Source organism: Parabacteroides sp. Marseille-P3160 (assembly GCF_900162725.1).
Classification (GTDB): Bacteria; Bacteroidota; Bacteroidia; order Bacteroidales; family Tannerellaceae; genus Marseille-P3160.
The window spans coordinates 2,494,572-2,520,062 of sequence record NZ_LT799418.1 but is presented as its reverse complement, the minus strand read 5'-3'; the positions used below and the strand labels follow the sequence as shown (position 1 = coordinate 2,520,062).

Annotated in this window: 13 protein-coding genes; 1 reads left to right on the top strand and 12 read right to left on the bottom strand. The window is 44.1% G+C overall.

Annotated features, from left to right (window positions below; genetic code table 11):
* Positions 1 to 229: 229 nt before the first annotated feature.
* From BQ8014_RS09995 to BQ8014_RS09940, 12 genes are all read right to left on the bottom strand, one after another.
* Positions 230 to 2,650 (bottom strand): TonB-dependent receptor, encoded by a 2,421-nt coding sequence (locus tag BQ8014_RS09995; RefSeq protein ID WP_080904213.1) that lies wholly within the window; start codon positions 2,648 to 2,650, stop codon positions 230 to 232.
* Between the two features lie 248 nt (positions 2,651 to 2,898).
* Positions 2,899 to 3,459, bottom strand: a complete 561-nt coding sequence (locus BQ8014_RS09990) for an RNA polymerase sigma-70 factor (RefSeq protein WP_080905914.1) — start codon at positions 3,457 to 3,459, stop codon at positions 2,899 to 2,901.
* A gap of 146 nt (positions 3,460 to 3,605) precedes the next feature.
* Positions 3,606 to 5,393 (bottom strand): sensor histidine kinase, encoded by a 1,788-nt coding sequence (locus BQ8014_RS09985; RefSeq protein ID WP_080904212.1) that lies wholly within the window; start codon positions 5,391 to 5,393, stop codon positions 3,606 to 3,608.
* Positions 5,394 to 5,495: 102 nt separating this feature from the next.
* Positions 5,496 to 5,918 (bottom strand): putative quinol monooxygenase, encoded by a 423-nt coding sequence (locus tag BQ8014_RS09980; protein WP_080904211.1) that lies wholly within the window; start codon positions 5,916 to 5,918, stop codon positions 5,496 to 5,498.
* Positions 5,919 to 6,015: 97 nt separating this feature from the next.
* On the bottom strand, positions 6,016 to 8,331 hold the full coding sequence (locus BQ8014_RS09975; RefSeq protein WP_080904210.1) for an ABC transporter permease: 2,316 nt from the start codon (positions 8,329 to 8,331) through the stop codon (positions 6,016 to 6,018).
* A 14-nt stretch (positions 8,332 to 8,345) separates the two neighbouring features.
* Positions 8,346 to 10,718, bottom strand: a complete 2,373-nt coding sequence (locus BQ8014_RS09970) for an ABC transporter permease (protein ID WP_080904209.1) — start codon at positions 10,716 to 10,718, stop codon at positions 8,346 to 8,348.
* 12 nt (positions 10,719 to 10,730) lie between these two features.
* Positions 10,731 to 13,082 (bottom strand): ABC transporter permease, encoded by a 2,352-nt coding sequence (locus BQ8014_RS09965; protein WP_080904208.1) that lies wholly within the window; start codon positions 13,080 to 13,082, stop codon positions 10,731 to 10,733.
* Between the two features lie 79 nt (positions 13,083 to 13,161).
* A complete protein-coding gene (locus BQ8014_RS09960; RefSeq protein WP_080904207.1) occupies positions 13,162 to 13,842 on the bottom strand; it encodes an ABC transporter ATP-binding protein in 681 nt (226 codons plus the stop codon).
* Between the two features lie 37 nt (positions 13,843 to 13,879).
* A complete protein-coding gene (locus BQ8014_RS09955) occupies positions 13,880 to 16,252 on the bottom strand; it encodes an ABC transporter permease (protein WP_080904206.1) in 2,373 nt (790 codons plus the stop codon).
* 4 nt (positions 16,253 to 16,256) lie between these two features.
* Positions 16,257 to 18,590, bottom strand: a complete 2,334-nt coding sequence (locus tag BQ8014_RS09950; RefSeq protein ID WP_080904205.1) for an ABC transporter permease — start codon at positions 18,588 to 18,590, stop codon at positions 16,257 to 16,259.
* 7 nt (positions 18,591 to 18,597) lie between these two features.
* Positions 18,598 to 19,848: an efflux RND transporter periplasmic adaptor subunit gene (locus BQ8014_RS09945; RefSeq protein WP_080904204.1), complete on the bottom strand. Its 1,251-nt coding sequence runs from the start codon at positions 19,846 to 19,848 to the stop codon at positions 18,598 to 18,600.
* Positions 19,849 to 19,867: 19 nt separating this feature from the next.
* Entirely contained in the window at positions 19,868 to 21,226 is a 1,359-nt protein-coding gene (locus BQ8014_RS09940) for a TolC family protein (RefSeq protein ID WP_080904203.1), read from the bottom strand.
* Between the two features lie 964 nt (positions 21,227 to 22,190).
* Here BQ8014_RS09940 and BQ8014_RS09935 point away from each other — a divergent pair.
* Positions 22,191 to 25,475 carry a SusC/RagA family TonB-linked outer membrane protein gene (locus tag BQ8014_RS09935; protein ID WP_080904202.1) on the top strand — a complete coding sequence of 1,095 codons (3,285 nt, stop codon included), beginning with the start codon at positions 22,191 to 22,193 and terminating at the stop codon, positions 25,473 to 25,475.
* Positions 25,476 to 25,491: the final 16 nt, after the last annotated feature.

The window sequence follows — 25,491 nt, the reverse complement described above, 5'->3', positions numbered from 1 at the left end:
TCTCCCGTTTACACACAATCCGGAATGCAAATTATTTAATATTATCCCGTTTCAACCGGGAAAAAGCGATCCGGGGCAGGGGAAGAACTAAGCAAACTCTCCTTCAGAATTGAGTGCTATGAAATGTTTCGTTCACAGTACTCATTAAACAAATTCACAGTACTCATTGGAAGAATCCATAGCACTCAATACCCCGAATAAGCAAAAAGCGAAACCCAATCACCTACAATTAGTGATTCGTACCTTCAAACAAATCATGATCTTCCTTAGCCTGGGAACCTTTAATATTGAAATTATTGAAAGTATAATTAAGAGTCAACGTAATAAGCGGATAATCCGGACGGATACGGGTAATCGATTGCAAATCGGAAGTAATGATCTTGCTTACGTAGCGGGCGGAATTGAAAGCATCACGCAAAGACAGGGTAGCTGACAATTTCCGCTTCAGCAATTGTTGTCTCACGGCAAAATTAGCATACCAGAAAGCATCCGTACGTCCTTGCGTCGTAACGGAAGGGCCGACAAAATTGGCATCGAGCTGTACACGGGTATATTTAAACAGATCGAAAGAGTTATTCAGCATAAGGTCGTAATTCGTACTCTTCTCATTTTCGCCGGTTGCTTTGTACTGGTTCTTTACTTTATAATGATACAAATTGCCGTTCAGATTGGCATTCCACCAGCGCGCAAGCTGCACCTGTCCGCTCAATTCGAGACCGGTGGAATAATCATGCCCCACATTCGCCATCGAGTCAAGCGTCACCCCTGCCTGGTAGGGAATGCGCAAACGTTCGATTTTATCTTTGCGGCTCCGGTGGAAAACCGTGGCGGTGACCGTATGTTCCCCTATATTCTTTTTATAATTCAATTCATAGGAGTGAATGTATTCGGAACGTATATCCGGATTACCGATCTCTGCCGTATAGTAGTCACGGTAAGTGATATAAGGTTCCATATAGAATAACTGCGGCCGGGTAATACGGCGCGAATAAGATGCCAGCAGCTTATGATCGCCCGGAAACGTATACCCCAGATGTACGGAAGGGAAAAGTTCGAACTTATTATACGTACGGTCTTTCCCGGAGATGGAACTGCGAAGCACCCGATGGGTATGTTCGCCGCGCAGTCCGGCCTGAAAATCAAAGGAGCGGAAACTCTCTCCCCAAATCGCATAGACGGAATGGATCCCATGTTGAAAATAAAAGGTATTATAGATATCTTCGCGCCAGTAGAACTCCTGTTTTGCAGGATCCCAGAATTGCATGCTGTAGTCTCCGTCTTCCAAGTAAGAAAAATATTGGTATCCCCCTTCCATACGCCCGGTTTTACTATAAGGATAGATATAGTCGAGGTTGCCGCGTACAGTCCATCGATGTTCGTCCTCCCAGGCACGATGCCCCTGTTCACGCTCGTTAAGCCTGTTAAACAGGTCGCTCTGAAAGTACTCCATGGCATTTCCTCCGTATTTCAGGTAAAAACTACCGGTCAGTTGGTGCCCTTTGTCATTAAATTTATGGTCGAAGCCGACGGATCCTTGAAAAAAGGTTTCATGCAGGTCATAATCGTCGCGGCTGACATAATCGCCCGACTCGAATAACTGTCCGCCCGACATACGTTTCTCGGTATAACCCAGGTTTCCCTTCCGGGTACGTCCTCCGTAACCGCCTTCCAGGTCGGCATTGAATGTCGTATGTGATATCGAATACATCCATCCTGTTTTCAATGAATAATTAAAATTATTGCTCTTTCGCGGACCGGTAGAATGGGAAGTAGTGGCCGTGTCGGACACAATCGTTGTCTTCTCCTGATCGAAATCGCTTTTACGCAAACGATCACTCCAAACTCCGCCGACATACCAGCGAGACGCCTTCTTCTGCCGGGTAAGGAGAAAATCGACGCCACGCGACCCAACGGTGCTCCCCGTCAGGTTAACCATCCCGCTAAATCCTTGCGGCGTGTGTTTTTTGGTAATAATATTGATAATACCGACATCTCCGCCGGTATCGTGACGCGCAGAAGGTGTGGTAATGATCTCGATATTTTCGATTTGCCCGGCAGGTATTTGCTCTAAGGCCTGTGAGCCGGTGAACAGGCTCGGCTTCCCGTCTATATACACCGCAAAGCCACTGCTACCCCTGAATGTCACCTCCCCTTCGGCATCCACCCGTATAGAAGGCGTATTTTCCAGGATATCGACAGCTGATCCTCCACCGGCCAATAAATTGGAAGACGCCTCTATCACCTTTTTATCCAGTTTATAAATGATCTGTTTCTTTTGTGCGACGACTTCCACTTCCTTAAGTCCTACTTCCAGCGGTTTCAGGGCAATTACTCCCAGGTCGGTTACCGAATTGCCCGGGCCGGTCACGACATTCATCCGATTGTAGATATCATATCCAACCAACCGTATCAGCAAATTATACTTACCGTCTTGCAGATCGGTAATCTGAAAACTCCCGTCCTCTTTGGAAAAAACATGGCTGACCGGATCAGATTTTCCCTCATGATAAAGAAGTACATCCGCAAAATCGACCGGCTTATTACTCTGAGCATTAATTATTTTCCCTTTGATCCGAAACGCCGGATTTGCCGCGATTGAAAGACTAAGACATAAGAAGATTAACAGGAAAAATCCATTTCTTTTTTCCATTTTTACTCACCATCAATGATTATTTGTTAACAATTTGCGAAGATATGTATTCATTCGGACATAATATCCCATCTTTTAAAGATTATTTAATCTTATCTGAAAATACTTTTTCTTCGGCGTATAAACGGCCGATCGTTCGAAAAACAAAGTAAAACCGGCTTCAAAATCGAGTGCACTGCTTTTTTCATTTCAGTGCACTGAATGGATAAATCGAGTATACTCGATTTTAAGGCTTTGCCAACACTTTGTTAATGCATTGATAATAAGACAATAAACAGATAGAGCATTTTGCGGAGAATGGAGAGCGCGGAGGTCAGGTGGTTTTCCACCGTTCGTTTGCTAATGCCCAGACGGGTCGCGATCTCGCTATTGGAAAGCCCTTCTTCCCGGCTCATCCGATAAATCCGGGCGCGCTGCGGAGACATATGTTCGACCGTCCGGTCTACGATTGCTTGTAGTTCACGGGCAAACAAAGCTTCTTCTTCGGATTTGGAAAGAGATGCTTCCAGCAAAAATTCGTAGGTATATTTTTCCGAAACGACCCTGCGGTCAAAATAATCACAGACGGTATAACGCGCCATTTGGAAAAGATAAGAAGAAAAAGATTTTATCTCCTTCAACTTTTCGCGGTTATTCCACAAGGAAAGGAATAAATCTTGCGCCATATCGCGGCTGATTTCCGAGTCATGGGTCAAACCGACAAGGAAATAAACCAACCGGGGATGGTATTCAAGAAACAGCACTTCGAAGGCTTTCATGTTTCCGGCGGCAATCTCTTGCAAGATATTTTTTTCTTCCGGGTCTTTCATAACGGGTGCGAAATAGAGAAAAAAAATCAGAAAAAGCAAAAATAATGAAATAATATTCTTCTTCGGCAAAATAGAAATCTTTCTATTATCCGGGGAAAAAATATTGTCATTAGGGCATTAAAAGCCTGAAATACCAGGGAAGGATCTTAAACATTTTTCTTTAGGGTGAAAAAGAACTCCGTCCCTTCTCCGGGCTTGCTCTTGGCAGATATATGGCCTTTGTGGAAAGCAACGGCATTCTTTACGATCGAAAGCCCCAGTCCGGTACCTCCCTCCTTTCGGCTTCGGCCTTTGTCTACCCGGTAAAAGCGCTCGAAGATACGGTTCAGATGCTCTTCGGCAAAACCGACACCATTGTCTGCAAAGCGGAAATAGTAGTATTGGTCTGCCTCGCGATAGCAATTGATCGTAATCTTGATGCCTTCCCCCGCATAAGCAATGGAATTGTCGAAAAGATTCCGGAAGATAGAATAGAGTAGCGAATAGTTACCATAAACTTTCGGATCGCCCGGCAAAGAATAGTCTACAACAATATTTTTATTTTTAATTTGGATGGAACACTCGTTAATAATTTCATGAATCAACTTTGTAATACTTACTTCGGCCAGATCAAACATATCTTTCGCCTCATCCAGCCGGTTCAATACTGAAATATCCCGCAGCAACCCGGCCAGACGGGTACTTTGCGAATAACAACGTTCCAGGAAGAAATGCATTTTCTCCGGAGACAAATCCGGTGTGGAAAGAATCGTTTCCAAGTATCCCAGGATACTGCTTACCGGCGTTTTCAACTCATGCGATACGTTTTGGGTCAGTTCCCTTTTCATGCGCGTTTCCTCCTCCTGGCGGGAGATATCGTTGATTGATAGCTCGTAACTATTATCTAAAAAAAGAATACATTCTACCTGGAAAATCTTTCCGCTCTTCTCAACGGTTACGGATTCGCGCAACACTTTCTCCCTTCTCGACAATTGGGCGATATGCGTTCTCAAGAACGTACGGATCGGCTCCAGCTCCGGAGTCTGCAAGGTATCCTCGATCTGCCGTATCTGGGCATCCGAAATAATATTGATCAACTGAAGGAACAGGATATTGGAGTATAATTCCTTTCCGTCGGCGGTAAACATTGCGAAACCGTCTTGCGAATATTGGAAATGTTTATTGAATTTTTCGCGCTCCATCGACAACTCTCTCTTTGTCTCCAATTCCCGGTGGTATATTTTGATGATATTCTGCGCGATATCTCCCAACTCGTCGTTGGGAAAAGAATAATTGGCCGACTCGACCACATCATTATTCTCTACATTATTCTCGACGTCTAAAGCAAACGAACTGAGTTTGGAAAGCGTCCGTCCGATATTGGCTGAAAAATGCAGTAAGACAAAGAAAAAAAGGGTAGTCATCAGGATCAGGAAATAAAGATATTCCTTCCGAACAGTCCAGATGTTTGAGATATACCGATCGTATGGCAAGGCTGTACGATAAACAAAATCGTCGAACCTATCGGCCGAATAAAAGTATTTTATACCGTTCGAGGTGGACGTGCGGACGGCGGAACCTTCGCCTTCCTGGCGCGCTTTTCGCACCTCGCTCCGGCTATAATGATTCTCGAAGTCTTCTTTATCGGAAATATTATCATAGACTACGTTTCCTTCGGAATCGATTATTGTCACACGTAAATCTTTCTGGGGAATCTCTTCCAGAAAGAGCGACACGGTCCTTTCTATATTGCCGGTACGGATTATTTGCTCATGAAGCTGATAGTTATAGTTACTCAGGATCCCCCCCAACTTATCCTGTGACAATTCATACTCGCGCTGATAATGAAAAAGCAAAAAGCAAACGATGAATCCCAGGAACATCGTAAAAATGGACCAGAACAAGCGTTGGCTGAAGCGTATCTTCCGTCTGATTTTATTATTCGTATTTGCCATCCGGTTCTTTTTTCTCAATCAATAGATTTGTCTATCGCTGCCGGCTCCCGATTAGATGGGAATGCCGGTAGCGGATGACAAGCGTTTAAACAGGCTATGCAATCAAGGATTAACGGCTGGACAAACATAGGTCACAACCGTTTTCTTGCTGAAAGTCGTATCCCGCATACCTGTCGTTTCTTCCTTGTATTGCTTGAAATGAGGCGTTTCCATATGTGCCTTGTGTGAAGGCGTATCTTTCCAACGCTCAAATAAGAACAGTTCGGTACTGTCGGTCAGCGACCGAAACGTCTCATACTCGATTACTCCCGGTTCTTGCAAAGTACCCTGCCGGCATTTTTCGAAAGCCGCAAGGTAAGCGGACAACGATTCCGGTTTTATTTTCATCGGAATGTTCATCACGATTTGCATGGAATCCTTACTTATCCCGCAACATCCGTCGCCGGCAGCTTTTTCGGCAGCCGGTTGATTGCAACCGGACAATAGTATCAGGCCGCAAGCTAAAGAAAACAACATTTTTTTCATACCAATCAAATTTGTGTCAATAATTTCCACAAATATACAGACTTCTTGCTTTTAAAACTTGTCGCAGGCAAAAGTTTTATTTATATAGTACCAATTTCTATTCCGTTTTCACACTGTTGACCGGGTTGGAGTTGGCAGCCCGCCAGCTTTGCCAAAAGACAGTCACAAAAGAAATCACAAGGCAAATGCCCCCCGACGCGATGAAAAAGAGCGGACTCAAGTCAATCCGGTAATCATAATCCGACAACCATTTTCGCATCAGGTACCAGACAAGCGGCGTCGCGATGACAAAAGCGATGACGACATAGTTCAGGAAAGTAAAAACCAGCCGCTTCAGTATTTGTGCATTGGTGGAACCGAATACTTTCCGCACCCCTATTTCCCGCCGGCGTTGCTGGATGAAATAGGTAGATATCGCCAGTAATCCCAAGAGAGAGAGCAATAGGGCAATACCGGCAAAAAGCGATACGATAGTTGAAGTTTTCCGCTGTACTTCAAAGGATTCCTGAATCTGCTGGTCTATGTATTTCCCGGTAAATTCCAAACGTGTCAGCCGTTCATACACCGACTTGATTTCATCATACGCCACATAAGGGTCTCCCTGCACCTCAACTAACAGATTCCAGGTTGGAACATCTTCCGTTTTATGGATCTGGAATATAACGGGGCTTTGGGATTCCGCAATATTCCTTAATTTAAAATCACGGATCACTCCGGCTATCGGGATCTCCTCTTTATAGAATTTAAAGGAAGGGGCATCTTCCTTGATACCCAGTTCACGTAAAGCTTGTTCACTCAAGTACCACAGCCGATCGGAAGAAAGATGATTCTCTCTCAGTTTTTTAATACCCAACATATCGAAGCCTACACTATCCGTAACAATTGTCTGGAAACTAATTACGCGATCTTCATACGTAACCGTATTGTTATTGCCTCGTGTAAAAGGAGTTCCCGCACAAGGCGCTATCCGTTTGACGGAAGCCAACTGCCGGAGTTCATTAGAAAGGGTCTTAACCTGACTTTTTTCTATTTCGATAGAGATGTCCATCAGATTCGTAGTATTATAGCCCAGAGGAGCTTTGATCAAATGACGAACCTGTGAGACCATAATCAGGGAAGCTGCTACCAAGGCGATAGTGATTATATTCTGAAAAACAATGAAGAACTTGCTGAATACCATTTTCGTCTTTGTCCGAAAGCCTCCCCTGACTACCTCGATGGGCTTCGTTCTCGAAATGATAATCGCCGGCAATAATCCGGAGATGAACCCGATCAAGAAAATCAGGCAAAGGGTAATTCCGACGGAAACCGGTGTGATAAAATCATTCAGATAAATTTGCTTTGCCAACAAGTTTCCGGCGAACGGTGCGCAAAGATATGCCATAAACAAACCGATACCAAACGAAAGAAAACACAAAAGCATGGATTCCAGAATCAGTTTTCCGAACAAATCGCTTCGGGAAGAACCCAACAGTCGGCGCGTTGCCATCTCCTTCGCTCGGAACCCGGTCTGTGCGACGGTCAGGTTGATATAATTAATAATCGCAAAAATCAGGATCAATAAACCGACAGATAGTAAGATAGAAACTAATTTCTTATCACCCTGCTGCAAGAACAAAGCAGGCATATCCGAAAAATAAATATCTTTCAGAGGAGTCAACACCACTTTATTAAGTACTCCGTTTTTATAAATCCAGGCAATCTCTTTAAAGAAAGAAAGCATATCACCCGTTTTAGTCTGTATGTCGGCTCCCTCTTTGGCTAAAAGAAAGAGAATGCAACTTCCAAAGTTACTAAAACGTTCACTATCCATACTGGAATTGAAATATTTGATATTATCGATCCGGACAAGAATATCGGAGGTCGGTATCGTCGAGTTTTTAATATCCTTCATGACGCCGCTTACGGTAACCAGGACGGAATCGTTTACTCTGATCATTTGCCCTAAGGGGTCACTGCTGTGAAAAGCTTTACGCGCAAACGTCTCCGAAATAACCGCATTACCTTTCGATATCAGGACATTCTTCTGATTACCTTGCAACAATTGGAAAGAAAACAGATCGAAAAAGGTGGAGTCCACAAACAGCAAATCGGCATTAAAGTTCTCTTCCTTAATCAGCACCGGGGCATGTTCCCAAGTAGTGACCGGACAGACCTTCTCCACTTCGGGATAACGTTCCTGAATCCGGTAAGCCAATCGGAAAGGCCCGAAATGTTCTTCCTCATTCCCCAGTACATAAATCCGGTCTGCTTTCTTCTGGAAACTGTCGGTTGAAAGTTCCTGTATCGTATAAGTCGCGATCAAGATCACAAACATCAATGAAATGGATAAACCGAAAACATCGATTACCGTATAGAGCTTGTTCCGGCTTAAGAATTTGAAATACGATTTGAAATTGAATAAGTTTTTCATTACTATTTTTTGTTTTATTCCGTTTTGATACTATTCACCGGATTCTCGTTCGCCGTCCGCCAGCATTGGAAAGAAACGATAGTGACAGTGATCAAGGCAACGACTAAAAAAGCGAGCACAAAGACCCAAGCATACAACGGAGTCTTATACGCAAAATTTTCCAGCCAGCGACGAACCGCCCAATAGGCAACGGGTGAGGCAACTACAAAACAGGCTGTTAGAATAATAAAATACCTTTTGCAAAACATCGCAAGGATTTGCTGTGTTGTTGAACCAAGTACCTTCCGGATACCGATTTCCTTCCGCCGGTATTGGCTTTCGAAAACAACCAGCCCGAATACGCCTACGATAGAGATAAAAATAGCCAATAAGCTAAAAAGAGTGATCAGTGAAGTGATTCTCTTTTCTTTCACGTACGTATTATTCAACACTTCATCATAAAAACGGATATTGAACGGATAATCCGGATCGAACGTTTTCAAGGTTGCTTTCACATGCGTCATGGCGGCATGCAAATCCGCTCCGGCTTCCACTTTTACATAAGCATAATCCGGTATGCTTCCTCCAAAATTATCCCATTTATCTGTCCCCCAGACAAAAAAAGCCATGGGAGCTACTTCCGTTCGGAAGGAGGCAAACTTGATATCCGGTACGATGCCGACAATCTGGCTACTGTCAAAACTTTCCCCGACCGCTATTCCATATTTTTTGCGGGCGGCTTCATTAAAAATATAAGCGCCGTCCCGCGTAAGTTGATCTTCTTCCCGGAAATCCCGTCCGTCGATTACCGATATCCCCAGGACTTTCAGGAAATTAGGCTCCACCGGAAGGCATTGGAACTGAATATTCTGATCCCGGTAGCGTCTCCCCCAAGTCATATATTGATCTTGGCTTGAAAGCAAGTGTTCCCCATAAGTTATACCTTTCACGCCGGCCAATGATTTCACTTGGTTCGTAAAAGATTCTCTGGCATCCAAAACTTTATTGCTAAGATCCGTAACGATTATTGCCTCTTTATCGTATCCCAATGACGTATGTTGCATATAGCTATTTTGAAGATACATAAACATGGCACTGATAATCAGTGTAAATGAAGCGAAAAATTGGATACTGATCAGTGAATTCCTAAGTTGTTTTCCTTTGGGAGATAAGCCGAAGCTGCCTTTCAGCACCAATGCGGGCGGAAAAGAAGTAACATAATACGACGGATACAACCCCGCCAGTAATCCCAATACAATGGACAAAATACCGGTCAATCCCAACAGGAACGGAGAAGCCGACAAATTCAGGTCGGCATCTACCAAACCGGCTACCGGAGAAACGGATAGTCCATATACCAATCCGAGAGATAACAGAAAGGCAATCATACTAATCCCCATCGCTTCCGCCAGTAAAGCCCGGCGCAAGGCCGAATCGCTGCCGCCCAAAACCTTTTGAGTATTAATGCTTTTGATACGTACGGGCGTCAATGCCATATTAAAATTAGTAAAATTGATCCCGGCAACGAAAAGGATCACAATGGCAATGGCAAAGAGGATGAAAACCGTTTGCCGGCTTGCTTTCGGAGTAAAATCATACAAGACATCCGTAGTGAAATGCAATTGGGTTAAAGGTGTTAAGCGGATATCCGTCCGGGCTGTTTCCCAATTGCTTTTTTCTCCAAAAAGCGACTGGGAATCAAAATGCGCCTTAAAGTTCTCCACCAAATCTTCTGCCGACTCCGGAGAATCGGTACGGATATAATAACAATAATTCCAGTTCTTCCAATCATGAAGGTTTTCCTGCTTATCGAGACAAGCATAGATCACATTCGAGACAGAAGAATTTTTTGGAAAATCTTTATAAACCCCTTCGATTATCAGCGTCCTATCCTTGTCATCCTTTACTACCAATCGTTTTCCGAGAGCCGGCTCTTCTCCGAAAAATTTATGCGCCAGGCTTTCGGGAATAAGCGCCGCTTCAGGATCGTCTAAAACCCTCGCTTTTCCCTCCTCCATCTCAAAATGGAAAATATCGACAAAAGAAGGAGTGACATACCCGAACGATTCCTTATAATAATGGATCGTATGGTTGCGCTCCACCGAAAAGAAATCCTCCGAAGATGATGCAGATTGGATTGCCCCGGCCTTGATGTGGGGAGAAGATTTTGTAAATGCATCCGAAAAAGGCCGGGAAGTTACCGCTACGGGAGTTCCATCCATCATATATTCCACCCTATAGATGCAGTCTGCCCTTTGATGACAACGGTCGAAATTACGGTCGAAACTGACTTGCATCAGGATGACAATAAAGGCGGCAAAAGCAATCGAGAGCCCCAAAACATTCAACAGGATCGCCAACTTGAAGCGACGAAATACGCTCAGGAAATTTCGTATAACGGTTCTCATTTGAAATTCTTTTTATTCCGTTTTAATACTGTTCACAGGGTTCTCATTGGCTGTCCGCCAGCTTTGGAAAGAGACAGTGGCTACGGTAATGAGGGCGACAAGCAGAAAAGCAAGGACAAAGACCCAAGCATATAGCGGCGTCTTATACGCAAAACTTTCCAGCCAGCGACGGACGGCATAGTAGGCTACCGGGGCGGCTATTACAAAACAAATCATAAGAATAACAAGATACCGCTTGCAAAACATCAGGAGGATTTGCCGGGTCGTCGAACCCAACACTTTCCGGATGCCAATTTCTTTCCTCCGGTACTGGCTTTCGAAGACAACGAGTCCGAAGACGCCGACGATGGAAATAAAGATGGCCACCAGACTGAAAAGAGTGATCTGGGAAGTCAATTTTCCTTCTTTCACATACGTATTGTTCAACACTTCATCATAGAAACGGACAAGGAAAGTATATTCCGGATCGATAGTTGTAAGCGTTGCCTTTACATGTGCCATTGCAGCATATAAATCACTGCCCGCTTTTACTCTGATATAGGCATAGTGAGGTTGAGATCCCCAATTCTGCGTACCCCAGACATAAAAAGCCATAGGCGTGACTTCCGTGCGGAAAGAAGCGAATTTGACATCCGGCATAACGCCGGCAATCAACATGCTGTCAATAGACTCTCCCACAACCAGTTCGTATTTCTTCTTCGCCGTTTCGTTAAAGATAAAAGCCCCCTGCCGGGAAAGTTTATCTTCCTCCCGGAAATTACGGCCTTCAATCACCGGTATTCCCAATACAGTCAGAAAATTAGGATCTACCGGCAAGCACTGGAAATTGATATCCTTATCTCTATACCTTCGCCCCCAACCCATATATTGGTCTGCGCTGGAAAGCAATTGCTCCCCGTAAGTAACTCCGTCGATGCCGGAAAACGATTTTAATTGATTCGAAAAGGCGTCTTTACTTTTCAGCACCTTGCTATTCAGGTCCGTAATAACAAGTGCGTCTTTATCGTATCCTAACGACGTATGCTGCATATAATGATTCTGGAGATACATGAACAGGGCTCCGATAATCAGGGCGAAAGAAGCGAAGAACTGAATGCCGATTAATGTATTTCTCATTTGTTTTCCTTTCGGTGTCAAGCCGAAGCTGCCTTTCAACACCAGAGCCGGCTGGAAAGAAGTAATGTAGTAAGAAGGATATAATCCTGCCAGGAATCCGACGAAGAGAGACAATACGCCGGTCGCACCGGCTAAGAACGGATGAGCGGACAAGGATATGTCGGCATCCACCAAACCGGCTATAGGAGAGAGTGATGAGAAATAGACGATCCCGAGAGAAAACAGATAAGCGACCACACTAATCGCCACCGCTTCCCCCAAAAGAGCTAACCGCAAGGTGGAATCGGCACTGCCCAATACCTTTTGCGTGTTGATGCTTTTGATACGCATCGGAGTCAACGCCATAGTAAAGTTGGTAAAATTAATTCCTCCTATTATCAGGATAATAATAGAAATAGCAAAAAGTACGGCCACCGTCTGCCGGCTCGACTTCGGCGTACCGTCATATGTTACATCCGTCGTATAATGCAATTCCGTCAAAGGAGTCAGGCGCGGACCGGTATCCGAGATCTCCCAACTTCCTTTTTCCCCTAAAAGTTGTTTGGGGTCAAAATTCTTTTTAAAATTAGCAATCAACTCGGCGGGTAATGCCCCGGAATCAGTTTTAATGAAAAAATGATAATTCCAATTTCCCCAGTTCTGTACATTTTCCTTGGGATCAATGCTTTCAATAATTGTATTTTCAATGGAAGAATTTATAGGGAAGTCAGTATAAACACCCCCTACTTTCAGATTTCCTTTCTCCAGCATTAATAATTTGCCGACCGCCGGCTCCGTTCCGAATAGTTTTTGTGATAAACTGGCCGGTATAAGTACCGTTTTAGGCTCTTCCAATGATTTAGCCGTACCTCCCTCCATCTTAAAATCAAAGATATCGATAACGGAGGGAGTCATCTGCCTGTAGAGTTCCCTGTAATTAAATTTAGTGCCTTGCCGTTCAACCGAAAAAAACAGATCATTGGAAAAAGGATTCAATATAGCTCCCGCCTTGATATGCGGAGAGGATTTTGTAAACGCATCAGCGAACGGACGGGAGATGACCGCCTGATAGCTACCTTCATAGCCAAACTCCACCCGGTAAATGCAGTCTGCATCCTTATGGAAACGGTCGAAATCCCGGTCATAATCGACTTGCATCAGGATAATCATGAATGCCGCGAAAGCGACAGACAGTCCCAATAGATTCAATACGGTCGCCAACTTGAAGCGACGTAGTACACTAAAAAAATTCCGTATAATTGTTTTCATCTGAATACTTGTTAAAAATAACTTTCGGCCTTCACAGGTGGAAAGTCGGTCATTACTAAAAGTGTGTAATCTGCAATTCTCAAATGAACTCGCTTACGGAGGTTACAATCTGCCCGTCGAACAGATTGACGACACGATGGGCAAACGAAGCGTCATGTTTGGAGTGTGTAACCATCACGATCGTCGTTCCCTCTTTATTCAATTCCGTTAATAAAGACATCACTTCGGCACCGTTCTTGCTGTCCAGGTTACCGGTCGGCTCATCTGCCAGAATCATTTTCGGATTGGAGACAATGGCACGGCAGATCGCCACCCGTTGTTGCTGACCTCCGGATAACTGTTGCGGAAAATGCTTCTCCCGATGGCTGATATTCATCCGTTTCAGGATTTGATGAACCTTCTCTTTCCGTTCCGACGCTTTGATGTTCAAATAGGTAAGTGGCAGTTCGACATTTTCAAAGACATTCAACTCGTCGATCAGGTTGAAACTCTGGAAGACAAAGCCGATATTTCCTTTGCGCACCTGTGTCCTCTCTTTTTCTTTCAGATGCCCTACTTCCTTCTCGTCCAGATAATAATCACCGGCCGTCGGATTGTCCAATAACCCCAATATATTCAACAGGGTTGATTTACCGCAACCGGACGGCCCCATGATGGCCACAAACTCGCCGTTTTTCACTTCCATCGACACCTTGTTCAATGCGATCGTTTCCACTTCTTCGGTACGGAAAAACTTACTTAATCCTTCAATTTTAATCATGACTCTCGTTATTTAATTTGTTACTTATTCATTTTGTTTATTCATTCGCTTTCAAACTCTCCACCGGATTCTGGTTGGCCGCCCGGTAACAATCCAGACTGACGACCGACAAGACAAGGGCGACAACCGCCACTGCACAAGCGATAAAAAGAAAAGGCGTCAGTTCACTTTTTTCGGCAAACTGCTCCTGCCATTTGACTGCCGTAAAGTAAGCCCCTACTCCTCCAAGTATCACGGCCGGAATGGCAATACGGATGATGTCGATTATAAACAGACGCAGAATTTTTTGTATTGTTGCGCCATTCACCCGGCGAATCGCAATCTCTTTCCGTCGACGATTGATTTCGTCGTTAGTATATCCTATCAAACCGATCAGGGAGATAATCAAGGTTGCTATCCCTCCGATCATCACGGCATCCTGAAATTTACGCGCTCCTTCGTAAAGATTGATCATCTCCGTTTTATAAGGTGTAACTACAATATCTTTATCCGGCAACACTTTCCCGAACGTCTCTGTCACCTCCCGGATCAACTCCGGAGTGATCTCCTGTAATTTGACCAGGATATTAAACGCCGGTTCCTTGGTAAAGAATAAGGCGGTCGGACGAGGATCGGCGTCAGCCAGGGAAGAGATCTGAATATCGCGATAAACTCCGGCGACTGTCATACTGCCATGTTCGCTCATAATGATGGTTTTGCCGACAATACCGTCTTTCCAATTCACTAATTGACAAACTTTTTCGGCAAAAGCCTGACTAACCAAAACCTGCTCTTCGGTAGAAGTCTCGTTATTGAATCCGTTTCCTTCCACGATCGGTATTTCCATCAAAGGCAAATAGTCGCCATCGGCATAATACATGTCCGCATAATTAAACAGCTCGCGATCGTTTCCGGGAACAGAGACATTATTTCCCGACATATGTGTAAAAGGCAGCTCCCAACAACTGGCTACCGCTTTTACCTTCGGATTCCGCCGAAGTTCCTCCATCACCCGCGTCCGGTCTTCCGCTTTTGTACCACTTAGATCACAATACAGCAGATTCTCGTAATTATACCCCGGGTCATCGTGAATCATCATCTGGTATTGACGTCCGATGATAACCAGCAAAGTCACCAGAAAAGTCGTCGCCACAAACTGGATAAAAAGCAAACCGAGCTTCCAGTTCCGGCGGGATTCCTTCAATGTCCGGAAAGCGGCAGCTACCGGAATCCGGGAAAACAAATGGGCGGGTACCAATCCGGCCACCAGATAAACCAACAAACAGATGCCGGCAAGCAACAGAGCCGAATCAGGGGTGAATAAAGCGGTAACCGACGCCCCCACCATTTTCTTAATAGTCGACTGAAAAAGAAAAATTAAAAATCCGGCCGCCAGCAACGATAACAACAAATGCACGCTCGTTTCCGACAGCATCAGCGAACGAATTTCCTTTTCCGAAGCGCCGTAACATTTATAAACGGCCATTTCCTTGGAACGACTCACCAAGGTGGAAATCACCACAAGGACATAATTCATCACGGCCGTAAACAACAAAGCAAAAGCAAGCAAAGACAATAAAACGGACATCCGCTTTGTCCCCGGATCATTCGAATGCAACTTCTCCAACGGCAAGAGCGAATAACTAAGTTCTATTCCCGCTTTCTTGATTTCCTCCATCGGCTGATGCCGTTCCTGCATCTGACGGATTGCCGGGGCAATTTTTTCAGGTGTTACACCGGGTAACAATTTCACAAACCCTTTGTAACGATCATTACCTACCCAGTTATCCCGGCCATCCCAGAAAAAGTTCTCGATCGAAGCCAGCGAAAGAACCACATCGTAATGAATATGGGAATTTTCAGGAACATCCTCAAAAACTCCTCCGATTGTAATCACTTTTCCCGGATAATTGTCCAACTGTATCGTTTGCCCTATTATATTCGCCGCGCCTCCCATCTTTTGGGCTATAGAGGTAGAAATCAAGGCATACAGCGGGCGGGACAGTACTTCCCCGGCATTTCCTATTTGCATCGGACGAGGCAAAACCTCAAAAAAATGTTCATCCGCCATAATAAAATCGGCCGTATATTTTTTCTTGTCTATCGTATAGAAAACAGCATCCTCTTCTACAAAAGTAGTAAAGCGTGTAGCCGCTTCTACCTCCGGGATATCTGTTTTCATTCCCGGAGCGATCGCTCCGGACACTTGCCCGTATTCTTTGGGAGGATCATTTTCCCGATTAATATTGGATTGAATCATATAGACTCGATCACCATCGGGGTAAAAATTGTCATAAGTTTGTTCGAAATAAACCTTGGCAATCAATACCAGCCCTAAAGCTAAGCCGACTGCCAGCGATTGAATTTTGATACCGTTATGTCTCCCTTTCTTGAAGAGGGAACGGAAAGCCAATATAAAATCTTTTTTCATCGTTTCAATCTTGTTTTAATACATCCACCGGATTCACGGACAAGGCTCTCAGTGTCACACCGGAGGTTGCCAGTACAGCTGTTATCCCCTGAATGAGTACAGGCACTACAAAAATGGTCCAGTTTAAATTAATCACATTATCATACGATTTGAACAATTCGTGCGCGATAAGATAGGTAACCGGAGCGGCCAGAATACCGGCAAAGACAACCCATTTAATCACGTCTACCGAAAGTAACCTGAAGACATCGCTGCGAGTGGCTCCGTTAATGCGCCTCAGGCCGATTTCCTTTGTACGGCGTATCGTAGCATACAAGTGCATAGCCATCAATCCCATCATCGCAATAAAGACGGAAAGCAGGGAAGCGATCAGTATGATCTTTACATAAATCTTTAGTTCTTTAAACTTATTCGCGTAAACATCTTCGCTCCAAACGGAATTGACTGTAAAGTCCGGATCGAATTTACGAAAGACTCCCTGTATATACCGCTCCGCTTCCATCCGACTCAGCCTATCACTTATTTTTATGTAGATTAAAGACGGATAACTTACCCTCGACAAAATAAGAGGTTCGATCTTATTGAGCGGGTTCCCATAATAAAAATCTTTTACGACCCCTATTATCTCTATTCTACCTCTATAGTAAATCGTTTTGCCGACTACAGGCGGTTCCAGTTCCAGTTTCTTGACAGCGGCCTCATTCAATATCAATTGGCGTATGCTATCGTGCGTCGTCTCTTTATAAAATGCTCCTTCAGCCAATTGGAATCCCATCAATTCGCAAAGCCCGGGAAGTATGCGGTACTCATTGATCGCCAGCGTCGCTTCGTCCGTTTCGAACTTTTTGATGCCTTGCCCGCTACAGCCCCCGCCGATCTGGTGATGCGCTCCGCTGACCATTTTGATATCCGGATTTGCAAGCAATTCCTGTTTTACAGCAGAATAACTCCTGGCGATCTTATTGTTTCCATAAACAGTCACCACATTCTCCGGCGAATATCCTAAAGGTAAATGCTGCAAATGCGCAATTTGCTGGTAAATGATCAGAATAAAAGAGATCAGGATAATGGAAATAAACGACTGAAGCACCACTACGATCACATTCAGCCTACGCTTTGAAAAACGCACTTGCTTATGCAGTATGGCTAACGGGTTAAAATGACTCAGGTAAAACGATGGATAAAACGCTGACAAAACAATGGTAAGAATAAATAAAACGAGACCTCCGAGAATGAATAACGGATTAAGAAGTTGTTTCATCTCAATCTCCCGGTTTATTAATTCCGAAAAATAAGGCGCTAATACCGCAGCAAGTAAGAAACCTACTACAAAGGCAATCGCGACAACAAGGGTTATTTCTGAGAAAAACTGCCGGACAATATCCGTCACCTGCGCCCCGGAGGTTTTACGTATGCCGATTTCTTTCATACGGGTTTCGCTTTGGGCCATAAACAGATTAATAAAATTCGTAACGGCAAGTATCAGAATAAAGATGGCAAGCGTCGTTAGCAGCCAGACAAAATGCATGCTACTCGATTTGCCCCAAGGATTTCCGGCTTCGGATTTAAGATAAATGTCGGTCAGTATCTCGGTCTTGCCGGTTATTACTGCATTAAATTGTTTTCCGAAAGGTTCGATAAGGGCGGCATACTCCTTTTCTATCGCAGCCCTGGTCTCGTCCAGTGAAACATTGGGACGAATAAGGTAATAGGTATAAAATTCCAATCCGGCATTATTAATCCAATCCATTTTTTTTATGTTAGCCAAGGCATCAAAAGTGAGGTGTGTATTATACGGATAGGCCTTGACAACAGCCGACACCACAAAAGTATCGCTTTCCGTACGCAATTCCTTACCCATCGCCTCATGCACGTCACCAAACATCGCCTTTGCCTTTTCTTCGGTCAGCACGATCGAACGCAGGTCGGCCAATGCCGTCCGCGGAGTTCCCTCGACAAACTTCATTCTAAACACATCGAAATAGTCGGCATCCGCCATAAAGAAACGGATATTTGTATAATGTTCAGTACCATTTATAAATTCCTCCGTCCCCATATTATAAAGCTGTACGGCAGCTTCCACTCCGGGCACCTTCTCCGGAAGCTGCGTATAGGCTCCCCTTAAATTAATCGGCAGATAACCGGAACCATTATTCAAGAAAAAGTCGCTGGTCATTAAACGGACAATGCGTTCATTATTAGGTATATGTTTATCATAGCTCAGTTCGTTAACGACAAACAGGATCAATAAGATTGAAACAGCCAATCCAATAGATAAACCGATAATGTTTATCCATAAAAAAAGACTTGTTTTCTTATATAACCGGAAAATATTCATAATATCTTTATTGAAGGATTAATATTTCATTGTCCTTGTAACTTTCATATCCTGATATGATTACCCGTTCGCCCGGTTCCAGTCCGTCTAACACTTCATAATATTGCGGATTCTGGCGGCCGATCTTGATTTTACGCCGATAGGCTTTTTTGCCGTCTTTATCCAGCACAAAGATCCAGTTGCCGCCTGTATTCTGGAAGAATGTACCGCGCGGGATCAGAATGCTCTCCGTCGGTTGCCCCAGTTCCAGGTTGATGTAATAGGTCTGTCCGCTGCGGATATTGCCCGGCCGCTCGCCGACAAAGACAAAATCGGTACGGAACTTGCCGTCCCGGACTTCCGGGAATACTTTCCGGACTTTCAATTGATAATTCGCCCCCTGTCGTTCGAACGTGGCCGGTAGCCCCGACTTTACCCGGTCGATATAATGCTCATCCAACAAAGCTTCGATCTTAAAATCGGACAAGTCGTTGATCTGGCCGATTTTTTGTCCCTGCGATATGTTCTGCCCCAAAACCACATCCAACAGACCCAGTTCGCCGTCAATCTGGGAACGGATATTCAGATGCTCTTTCCGCTCACGGATTAAAAGTACATTGCGGCGCATATTGTCCAAATTATCTTCCAACTGATCCATCTGTACGGAACGATAGATGGAATCCTGCCGTAGACGTTCAATCACCAACTGCTGTTTTTGTTTGGCCAAATCATAATCCTCCTTTGCCTGAAGGTATTCTTCTTTCGCTATCAGATTTTCTTTATATAGTTGTTCCTGTTGTTGATAAGTTCTGAATTTACGGGTGACATCCAGATCTAATTGTAGTTTTTCCGTCCGGTTATTCAATTTATCCTGTTCCATAGTGACTTGCGTATTCCGGAGGAAGTTCTGTTTTTCCGCCAGTTCGGCTTCCGCATTCAGGATTTGCAGATCCATATTCGAATTGCTCAACCGGACAATCACATCCCCTTTTTTTACCGTGGCTCCTTCTTCAACTAATCGCTCTTCAACGATCCCTCCCTCCTGAGGACTGAGTTGAATGATCGAGATCGGTTGTACCTGTCCATCGACGCGGATAAAATCGTTGAACATCTCCTTTGTCACATTTCCGATGCTCAGGTTGCGCGCCTCAACCTTCAAGGTGGAGGCATGATTTCCGAAGATAATCCAAAGGACTAAAAGGAGAAATACGCCGCCGCCGATGAGGTAGGGAATATGTTTCTTTTGAATCCCCTTCTTTTTTTCTAATTGAATATCCATCTTTATCTCTTGTGTTTAATTAATTTACGTTTTTATTTTCATTCACCGGTTCAATCAAAGGAAGTCCTTTATAGTAATCGACCAGTTTACATTTGACCAGATACATCAGCCGGCGTTGCAACAGATTAGCTTGCGACAAAAGCAATGTATTGGCGCTCGTCTGCAAGTCCAGCGAACTCATCACCCCCTCCTCGAATTTACGGTAAGTGATCTGATAAGCCAGTTCGTTTGCTTTCACCTGCTTATCCATCTGGATTACCTCCTTGGCAAAGCCGTCGCGATCCAAGACAGCTTGTTCGACGGCAGTCTGCAATTGGCGTAGCGTTTCCGTCTGCATCTCCTGCGCAATCCGCACCTGATTGCGCGCCCGGCGTACATTCGTCCGGCGGTATAGGCCGTCGAACAGGGGAATATTCAGCGTAAAGGAGAGATATTCGCCCCGGTTGTTTTTAAATTGATCCTTGAAGACAGGCGCCTCACTCTCTCCCGACAGCATCCGGAAATAATTGGTTGATATGCCGGCCGAAAGGGATATGGTCGGAAAGGAATATCCTTTGTAAATCAGATGTTGCAGCCGGGCCTGCTTCAAATCCAATGCCGCCTTGACAGCCGTCGGATTAGTCTCCGCCGCCTGTGCATAAATGGCGTCTACCGATTCGGGAACCAGCAGTTCTTCCACTTCGCGGATCACGGTGTCCACCTCGATTGTCTGATCTGCAGGTAAATTCATATAATTCTTTAACGAAAGAAGGGCGGTCTGGTGCAGGTTTTGTTGGTGAGTCAGGTTGTAATCGTCGGCCGCCACCTGTGCGTCGAGTTGGGAAACATCGGCCTTGCTTTTCTGCCCCAACTCTTCCTGCCGGCGCACCTTGTATAACGCCCGGTTGCTTTCCGCCAGTTTCTCACCCGCCAGCTTCACCATTCCCTGATAATAAAGGACATCAATAAATGCCTGCATGGTATTCAGGGCGATATCGTCTTCCGTTTTCCGTTTCTCCTGCAGCCCGATCGAGCGGTTGACCCGCGCCGAACGCAAGGTATTGATCAGCACGCCGCCGTCGAAAACCGGCAGGGAGGCGCTCACCGAATAAGCATTATTAAAGGTAGAAGTATTGGAATAGGTATTGGTCTCCGGATCGATGGAACGTCCCCAGTTATAAGCTGCGCCGACCGAGGTGCCGACTGAAGGAAACAACGAAGCGATAGCCGACTGGTATTCGGCCTTATAAGTATCATTCGTATACCTTTGTTGCCTGCTTTTCGGACTGTTTTCAACCGCATAACGCATGCAGTTGTCCAGCGTCCATACCTTTTCCTGTGCGCACACAGTCACCGCTAATCCGGCGGAAATAAGAATGGTGTATGCTAATTTTTTCATCTTCTTGTCGTTTTTCTACCCATTACCATGCAAATGACATGCCTAAAATGATACTATGATAAAAATCAAGCCGATAACATAAACAACGACCAGCCCGTCTGTCCAAAAATTGGACAACGCTGTCCAATTTTTGGACAATAAAAGAAAGGATCGGAAACGTTCTATGCACCGGAAGGGAACCCTAAGAATGGCCTTCCTTGTTTCAAAAAATTGTAGTCAACTATAAATTATTACTTATGACAAAATAAGTCAATGTGATTTATAACTAAATAATAAACACGTCAACCTAACTTACAAGTTAGAGAAAATGTAGTCAAGTAAAATCATTAAATTACACTCAACTTAGTGTTTGATGGCTATAGAACACGTGTTTGACGGCTATAGAACACGTGTTTCACAGATATAGAACACGTGTTTCACAGCCGTCAAACACTAAACATGATTTACCAAACACAGACAACCTCAAGCATCATCCACAAACTTCCCGCGGCTCAGATCTATTCATTATTCATCAGCCTATCGGATGTTAATTTCTAGTAATTTTACTTTTTAAAGTGGATTCGACAAATTGTTTATATACAAGGTAGAAAAGTGCTTTTAATCTATGGTTTACTCTATTCCCCTTCTTCTCAAGAAGCAGAATATGTTAACTGTTATTAGGATGGAACTCCAAAATTAATCAAATTTTAAACAACAAACAAAAATTAAGGCATTTTTTTCAGCAGCATAATTTCCTTATTTTCTTCTATGTTTCCATAGAGAGGAAATATTTTATCTTAATTGATACAACTTTATGAATATTGGGTTGCAACAATCGACATCATGCTTTTCGGGTATGTGAAATCCCATTTTCTTATATTCCGCTTCTTGAGAAGAAGGAGGATAAAGTAACCATTAAAGGGTAACCTTAAATCAAGAAAATGCGCAAGCGTGCGTCATTAGTATAATTATCAAATTTATTATTATGAAGAAAAAACGAATTGCCTTAATGAAAAGGGTTTTGGGTTTAACCCTTTGCTTTTTTTGTATAGCCGGAACGACCGTTCCTCTATACGGGGAAAACCTAACAGGTGAAATAAGCCAACAAACCCGAAAAGTATCCGGAAAAGTTACGGATTCAAGTGGGGAGCCACTTCTTGGAGTAAACGTTATTGTCAAAGGTACGACCAACGGTACCATTACGGACCTGAACGGTGGGTATTCGCTAAATGTCGAAGCGGATGCCATCCTGACCTTCTCATATATCGGTTATGTAGCACAATCATTACCGGTAACAAGCAATATCATGAATGTAGAGATGAAAGAAGACCTTCAACGGCTCGATGAAGTTGTAGTCGTAGGTTATGGAACACAACAAAAAAAAGACATCACCGGATCTGTAGCTGTTGTCGACACCAAAGACCTATTGAAGACAACCGGTTCATCTGCTGCACAGCAATTACAGGGAAAGGCGGCCGGCGTATACATCGGCCAGTCAGGCTCACCCGGTTCAGCCACTATGGTACGTATACGGGGTATTAATACCGTAAACGACAACGGCCCCCTCTATGTGATAGATGGCGTTTCGACACGGAACCAAAATCTTAGTACATTAAACCCGAACGATATTGAAAGTATGCAGGTACTGAAAGATGCCTCTTCCGCTGCTATATACGGAGCCCAGGCAGCAAACGGTGTCATTCTGATTACGACAAAGAAAGGAACCGCTTCCGGACAGCCCAAAATAACATATGACGGCTATGTCGGATTTCAAAAAACAGGAAAAAGGTATGATGTGCTGAACTCGGAAGACAGGCTTAACCTGGAATGGGAAGCTAAAAAAAATAATTATTCCATCTTAGGAGTATCTAACAATCCGTCGCATGTACAGTTCGGCACAGGACCCACACCTGTCATCCCAAATTTACTGACTCAGGCAGGCTCCAACGGGCGTCAGGACATTGATCCCAATGCATATAGCTATCCGGATAATACGATGGCCGAGTTTTCCGATACTGATTGGTGGGAAGAAATAGATCGTGCAGCCTTGATGCAAAATCATCAGATATCTGTTGCAGGAGGTACCGATAAAGGGCAATATAACTTAAGTGCAAATTATTTCCATCAGGATGGTACATTGAGAGACACTTATTACAGAAGATATCAGGTACGGGCTAATACCTCATTCAATATTCGCCCCTGGCTTCGCGTTGGTGAAAATATCACGTATGCATTTACAAAAGATAATGGTTTAACCTCAAGCTCCGCTGAAGATAATATGTATTCATGGAGTTATCGTGCCTCACCATGGGTTCCGGTTTATGATATAGCTGGCAACTATGCCGGATCCAAAATGGCAGGAACCGGTAACTTTCAGAATCCGGTAGCTATACTAAACAGAAATAAGGACAATTATTGGACGAATAACCGTCTTTTTGGAAACTTATGGGCAGAAGTAGACTTATATAAAGGATTGACATTCAAGACTAATTTCGGGCTCGATTATAGGAATAACTATTCTTATGCCATGTCCAAGAAAAATCTTGAATTTTCAGAAACGACGGGGCAAAACTCTTTTGAAGAAAACTCCGGATATAACTACCGGTGGGTATGGACGAATACGGCAACCTATGATGTCGCTTTTAATGACGTACATAAATTAAAAGTATTGGTAGGCACCGAAGCAATCCGCGATGGCCTTGGACGTTCGATGAGAGCTAAAAGATTTAACTATTTATTCGAAGATAACAAAGATACATGGACCATTGATATGGGAGAAAGCAACGACCAACGTGAAAATGCCTCTTCCTATAACGGCGAATTTGCATTATTCGGTATTTTTGGCCGGGCTGACTATTCCTTCAAGGACAAATACCTGTTTACCGGGATTATCCGCCGGGACGGTGTTTCCCGATTTTCCAAGTCGAACCGCTATGGGACCTTCCCTTCCGTTTCGGCCGGTTGGCGTATCTCCGAAGAAGCTTTTATGGAAAATACAAAAGATTGGTTGGACGATCTGAAGCTGAGGTTCGGTTACGGACAGACCGGTAATTCGGAACTTCCGCGTGCGACAAATTATGCCTCCACTTATACAACGAATCCCAGAAGGACCGATTATGATTTATCGGGTTCCAATACTTCGTTACAAAGCGGATATCGCTTGGGTACGTACGGAAACGACAATACAAAATGGGAGTCGACAGATATGTATAATATAGGAGTCGATGCCACCTTTTTAGATAACAAGTTCAATGTCGGTATCGAATGGTATTACAAAAAGACATCGGATATGCTTGTCGAAGCCTCATATTCCGCCCTGGCAGGCGAAGCCGGAAAGCCTTACATCAATTATGGAGATATTAAAAATACGGGTATTGATTTCAATTTGAACTACCGCGATTCCCGGGGAGACTGGTCGTGGGATATCGGACTGAATGTTTCTCATTACAAAAATGAAATTTTAAAATTATCCGAATCGGATGATGCCTCCATCTGGGGAAGCGGAGCCCGTATATCCGGTGCAATCACCCGGACAACAAAAGGGCATCCGATCTCTGAATTTTACGGATATCAGATAGACGGCTTTTACGAAACTGTGGAAGATGTTTTCAATTGCATGCCGTTAGGTAGTACCATTACGACAAACGAAGAAGCGCAAAGATTCATCGGGAAATTCAAGTTCAAAGATACGGACAATGATAAGACATTGACTTCCGATGACCGTACATTCATCGGTTCTCCGCATCCGGATCTTATACTAGGGCTGAATACAACCGTGACTTGGAAAAATTGGGATCTGACTACTTTCTGGTATTCAACCATCGGCAACGATATATTCAATAATACAAAATATTTTACTGATTTCTGGTTGTTTGAAGGGAACCGCTCTTCACGCATGAAAGATCTTTCCTGGACAGCAGGAGCAGACAACAGCAAAGCAATACTTCCTATCCTTGACTATGGGGATGGATACTCAGGTACAAATTCCAATTCTTATTATGTAGAAGACGGATCTTTTCTACGTTTGAAAAACCTGGTCTTGGGATATACATTTCCTAATCAATGGCTCAAGAAAGCAACCATCAGTAGCTTAAGGATCTATTTACAAGCCGAAAACTTATTTACGATCACGGGGTATGACGGACTTGATCCGGAACTAACCGCTGCAGATACGGGTGCAGGCAACGGAGCCGACTTGAGAAGAGGCCTTGATATGGGAGGTTGGCCGACTACCCGCCATTTCTTATTCGGCGTTAACTTTTCCTTTTAATCGAACAATTTCAATT